Below are 4,346 nucleotides of genomic sequence, written 5' to 3' on the forward strand. Positions count from 1 at the left end.
GCCCCCCCCGCGTGCTTTTCTTGCGTTTTTTTTTTCTATCTCGCTCGGGGGTTTTTGTGGGTTCTTTCCCTCCTTCTCTCCCTGGCCTCCCCCCCCCCCCCCCCCCCCCCCCCACGACTGTTTGCTGCTCCCGGTCTTCAGAGATCTCATATGAGGACTTGCAATCTTCGGCACCTCCGGTTTCCGCCCCGGCCGCAGCTCGTTAGGCACGGCGACAGAAGCTCGCCTCCGGCGACCTGCGTCGCCGAAGAAAGGAACACGATGAAGTCCCTGAAGGCTGCCGCCGTCCTTGCCGGGTCCTTGATCGCTGCCGCCGGGGCTGCCACGCCCGCGTCCGCCCACAACGCCCCCGACCTGGCGCCCACCGGCCAGAGCGCCCCCGACGTGGCGGCCACCGACCTCAGCGGCGCCGTGAACACCAGGCTCCCCCTCAGCCAGTCGGCCATGCTCGGGAGCAAGGACTCGGTGGTCCGCGCGGCGAAGGAGGCCGCGACTGTGGTGAACGACGCCAAGCCGGTGCACGGCAACCTGTACCTGTAAGGCTGAGACCACGTCGTACGGAGGCGGCCCTCGGTGGAGCTCGAGGGCCGCCCCTCCGTATGCCGGACGGTGACGCCGGCTCTGTTTTCTGGACGCCCACCCACGGCCCCCGACCCGCACGACTTCGCTCTGTCCACGCGGCGGTGACCGCGCGGGACGTTCGGCGGTTATCGCTACGACAACCGGACCGAACGAGGGGTGAACCATGGGTGTTGGCATCGACGGGGTGCCGGTGGGTGCCGAGATCGGAGCGATGGGCCCGGTGCGGCCCGCGGGAAGAACGCGGCGTGATGTGGCGCGCGGTCTGCGCGCCTGCGCGGTTGCCGCCGTCCTGGCCCCGGTGGCCGGAGCTCTCCCGCCGCAGCCCCCCGGATCCGGGCCGGGGCGGGCCCCGGACGACACCGTCTTCGACCAGACCTACCGCGGCCACCGCATCCGTGGTGCGTGGACCCCTGCGCACGGTGCGGGTGAGGACGGCCGGTGGCAGGTCACGGTCGACGGCCGCCCTCTGCATCTGATGCGCCGTGCCGACGGCACCTGGCTGAGCATGGTCGACCACTACTGCTCGTACCGGACACCGCTCGAGGCCGCCCGCGCCGCTGTCGACGAACTCGGCCCCGGCCGGCGGCTGCGCGACCTGGCCCCGGGACCGCTGGCCGCGGGAAACCCGCACAGGGGGGACCGGCATGGCGTACGTGCGTAGGGACGCCGGCACGCTCACCGGGGCCGAGAAGCGCCGGTTCGTCAAAGCGTTGCTGGAGGTCAAACGGCGGGGCGAATACGACGCGTTCGTGCGGACGCACATCGAGTACTTCTCCCCCGACGGCGAGCAGGGACTTCGCGTCGCGCACATGGCGCCCTCCTTCCTGCCGTGGCACCGCCGGTTCCTGCTCGATCTGGAGCGCGCGCTACGCCGGGTGGACTCGTCGGTGACCGTGCCGTACTGGGACTGGACGCGCGAGCGCACCACCACCTCCGCGCCCTGGACGGCCGACTTCCTCGGTGGCAATGGGCGCCACTCCGACCACCAGGTGATGACCGGTCCGTTCGCCCATCGGGAGGGCAACTGGACCATCAAGGTGGGCGTGACCGACGAGGTGTTCCTCACCCGGGACCTCGGTCACCCCCGCGACCCGATCGACCTGCCCACGAAGGGCGAACTGGAGCAGGCGCTGAAGGACCCGGCCTACGACGTGGCGCCCTGGGACTCGACGGTCACGCGAGGCTTCCGCAACAAGCTGGAAGGCTGGGGAAGCGGCCGGGGCAGCACCTCCTGGCACAACCACAACCGGGTGCACCGCTGGGTCGGCGGGGCCATGCTCGGCGGCGCCTCCGTCAACGACCCTGTCTTCTGGCTGCACCACGCCTTCATCGACCTGCAGTGGTACCGCTGGCAGCGCCGGCACCGCGGGGCCCGCTACCTCCCCGCAACACCGCCGGGCCCCGACGATGAGCAACACGAGCAGATCGTGGCACGGCACCAGAAGCTGCCGCCGTGGGACGAGACGCCGAACGAACTGGAGGATGTCGGCCGGATCTACCGGTACGCATGAGGTGAGGCGGGTTCATGGGGAGAGCCCCGGCGCTCGAGGTGCCGGGGCTCTTGAGTGAGGACGACACATGTCCTCTTGGGTGCGGACGACAGATGTCAGTGACGGCTGCTGCGGCCGTGGTGGGCCTTCTTGTCGTCCTTCTTCTTGTCGCCGTTCTCGCAGAAGTTGCCGACGGCCGGGTTGAGAGCGCCGATCACGGTGACGGTGTTGCCGCACACGTTGATCGGGGCGTGGATCGGAACCTGGACCACGTTGCCGGACAGGACGCCGGGCGAACCGATCGCCGCAGCCTCGGCGCCGGCGTCCGCCGAGGCGAGACCAGCCCCACTGAGCACCACGGCACCCGTTCCGAGAGCGACAGCGCCAATCTTCGCGATGCGAGACATCACGTTCTCCTTAGTGACTCGGTAAGTGCGGCAGCAGAACACGCGGCCGCACTGCCCCTTCAACGCGAGGGCCTGGGATTGGTCACGACGGCCATCTCCGGATCACTCCTTTGCTGTGAGCCCTTGGCGGCGCTGCGATGGGATTTTTCAGGAAACTTACGACACCGGGCGTTTCGCGTGGAAAAAGCGGTCTCCGCAGCCTACGTTTGCAACTGAAGGTGACCGGGCCGTTACGGCTTGTGTCCACTCGAGAAACGGAGAGGTAATGCGTAAGTACCAGAAGGCTGCGGTCGTCGCGGCCATGCTCGGCAGCGTCGGCTTCCTCGGCGCGGGCATCAGCCACGCTTCGGACGGCGACGGCAAGTTCAAGCTGGACAACAAGCAGAACCAGTCGTGCGAGCAGAACGACACGACCACGGGCCTCGTCAACATCGACGACGTCAACGTCAACGTCGCCGCCCTCCTCGGCCTGGCCCAGCAGGACAACAGCGAGCGTGAGTCCCTGACCTGCTCGCAGAGCTTCACCCTCGGCAAGAAGTGATCGCTGATCGCTGATCGGGTGATGTAGGCAGGTCCCGGAGCTCGCACCATGTCCGAGCTCCGGGGCCTGCCACCTTGCGTTTTGCCGGGCCGTAATGGAAGGAAGGGGGCGGATGTCCAGGTCGAAGAAGACCGCGGCTGTGGCGGCGGGAGCCCTGGGGGGCCTCACTCTGATCGGCGCGGAAGCCGTCCGGCCCTCGCCGAGGCCGACCCCGGTGGGTGCGTCGACGACGGCGAGGGCCGGATTCACTGCATACAGGAGGCGGAGGGCGTTGACGCGCCCGATGTGGGCGTAGCGGCGCAGGTGTGCACTTTTCCAGAAAACTGACGTGGCTGGGCGTTTCGAGTGGCAATGGCCGTAAACGCAACCTACAGTTGGCGACTGTGAGTGACCGGTCCATCACGGATCGTGTCAATTGAGAACGGAGCGGTAATGCGCAAGTACCAGAAGGCCGCAGTCGTCGTGACCATGCTCGGCAGCGTCAGCTTCCTCGGCGCCGGCCTCGGCCACGCCTCGGACGGGGGCGAGAAGGTCAAGCTCGACAACAAGCAGCACCAGACGTGCGAGCAGAACGACTCGACCACGGGGCTCATCAACATCGACGACATCAACGTCAACCTCGCCCTCCTGGGCCTGGCCCAGCAGGACAACAGCGAGCGCGAGTCCCTGACCTGCGCCCAGAACTTCACCATCGGCAAGTGATCACTGATCAGGTGATCTAGGCAGGTCCCGGGGCTCGACCAGGTGTCCGAGCCCCGGACCTGCCACCTGGCGTTTTTGCCGGCCCAAGCATCCGGAGCGACCCCGCCGTCAGCCACGAGGGGTCGACCGCAAAGGAAAAGACAGATGCTCAATTCGAAGAAGATCACAGCGGCAGCGGCAGCCGGAGTCCTCGGGGGCTTCGCTCTGATCGGTGTCGGGGCCGTCCAGGCCTTCGGCCATGCCGGCCCCGGCTCGTGTGTCGACGACGGCAAGGGGCACGTTCGCTGCGTGGAAGTGAACGAGTACAAGGTCACCACCGACAAGCTCGGCAACGTCCACGTCGTCAACGAGTCGACGCAGAGCTGCCCGAATTCACAGAGTCAGGTCACCTGCGTCAGCAACGTCGTCGTCCCCGGCAAGAAGTCCTGACGCGCCCCAGGCAGCCGCGGCGCCCCTGTTCACGCCGGCTACCCGTCACGTGAGTCAAGTCGCACAGAAGAGGATGGCCGGGACCCGAAATCGGGTCCCGGCCATCCTCTTCTGTCTTCTGTCCCCTTGCTCCCGGAGACAGTCCCCACCCACTGCCAAACACCCCCGAAAAGCCCACAGAACACTCTCCCCCAG

General features: G+C 67.5%; 7 protein-coding genes. 6 read left to right on the forward strand and 1 reads right to left on the reverse strand.

The genetic code is table 11. The features are described from left to right. Window positions 1-261: 261 nt before the first annotated feature. The 3 genes from AC067M_RS36950 (at window position 262) to AC067M_RS36960 (ending at window position 2,093) form a co-directional block, all read left to right on the forward strand. Window positions 262-540 carry a hypothetical protein gene (locus AC067M_RS36950; RefSeq protein WP_478701400.1) on the forward strand — a complete coding sequence of 93 codons (279 nt, stop codon included), beginning with the start codon at window positions 262-264 and terminating at the stop codon, window positions 538-540. 205 nt (window positions 541-745) lie between these two features. Continuing rightward, window positions 746-1,243: a tyrosinase family oxidase copper chaperone gene (locus AC067M_RS36955; RefSeq protein ID WP_478701401.1), complete on the forward strand. Its 498-nt coding sequence runs from the start codon at window positions 746-748 to the stop codon at window positions 1,241-1,243. Further along, window positions 1,227-2,093 (forward strand): tyrosinase family protein, encoded by an 867-nt coding sequence (locus AC067M_RS36960; protein WP_478701402.1) that lies wholly within the window; start codon window positions 1,227-1,229, stop codon window positions 2,091-2,093. Before AC067M_RS36955 ends, AC067M_RS36960 begins: the two co-directional genes overlap by 17 nt. A gap of 95 nt (window positions 2,094-2,188) precedes the next feature. On the opposite strand, the gene AC067M_RS36965 is transcribed toward AC067M_RS36960, so the two are convergent. Continuing rightward, a complete protein-coding gene (locus AC067M_RS36965) occupies window positions 2,189-2,479 on the reverse strand; it encodes a chaplin (RefSeq protein ID WP_478701403.1) in 291 nt (96 codons plus the stop codon). 265 nt (window positions 2,480-2,744) lie between these two features. Between AC067M_RS36965 and AC067M_RS36970 the strand changes: the two genes are divergently transcribed. The 3 genes from AC067M_RS36970 to AC067M_RS36980 all read left to right on the forward strand — a co-directional run bounded on the left by AC067M_RS36970 (window position 2,745) and on the right by AC067M_RS36980 (window position 4,151). After that, window positions 2,745-3,020, forward strand: a complete 276-nt coding sequence (locus AC067M_RS36970; protein WP_478701404.1) for a hypothetical protein — start codon at window positions 2,745-2,747, stop codon at window positions 3,018-3,020. Window positions 3,021-3,452: 432 nt separating this feature from the next. Then, window positions 3,453-3,722: a hypothetical protein gene (locus AC067M_RS36975; RefSeq protein ID WP_478701405.1), complete on the forward strand. Its 270-nt coding sequence runs from the start codon at window positions 3,453-3,455 to the stop codon at window positions 3,720-3,722. 144 nt (window positions 3,723-3,866) lie between these two features. Beyond that, window positions 3,867-4,151, forward strand: a complete 285-nt coding sequence (locus tag AC067M_RS36980; protein ID WP_478701406.1) for a hypothetical protein — start codon at window positions 3,867-3,869, stop codon at window positions 4,149-4,151. The last annotated feature ends 195 nt before the right edge of the window (window positions 4,152-4,346 follow it).

The organism is Streptomyces sp. NPDC043427 (assembly GCF_056436655.1).

Bases quoted from the DNA above. Each gene is read 5' to 3' on its own strand.
- AC067M_RS36975 (WP_478701405.1), top strand. From the start codon at position 3,453: ATGCGCAAGTACCAGAAGGCCGCAGTCGTCGTGACCATGCTCGGCAGC.
- AC067M_RS36950 (WP_478701400.1), top strand. From the start codon at position 262: ATGAAGTCCCTGAAGGCTGCCGCCGTCCTTGCCGGGTCCTTGATCGCT.
- AC067M_RS36955 (WP_478701401.1), top strand. From the start codon at position 746: ATGGGTGTTGGCATCGACGGGGTGCCGGTGGGTGCCGAGATCGGAGCG.
- AC067M_RS36965 (WP_478701403.1), bottom strand. From the start codon at position 2,479: ATGTCTCGCATCGCGAAGATTGGCGCTGTCGCTCTCGGAACGGGTGCC.
- AC067M_RS36980 (WP_478701406.1), top strand. From the start codon at position 3,867: ATGCTCAATTCGAAGAAGATCACAGCGGCAGCGGCAGCCGGAGTCCTC.
- AC067M_RS36970 (WP_478701404.1), top strand. From the start codon at position 2,745: ATGCGTAAGTACCAGAAGGCTGCGGTCGTCGCGGCCATGCTCGGCAGC.
- AC067M_RS36960 (WP_478701402.1), top strand. From the start codon at position 1,227: ATGGCGTACGTGCGTAGGGACGCCGGCACGCTCACCGGGGCCGAGAAG.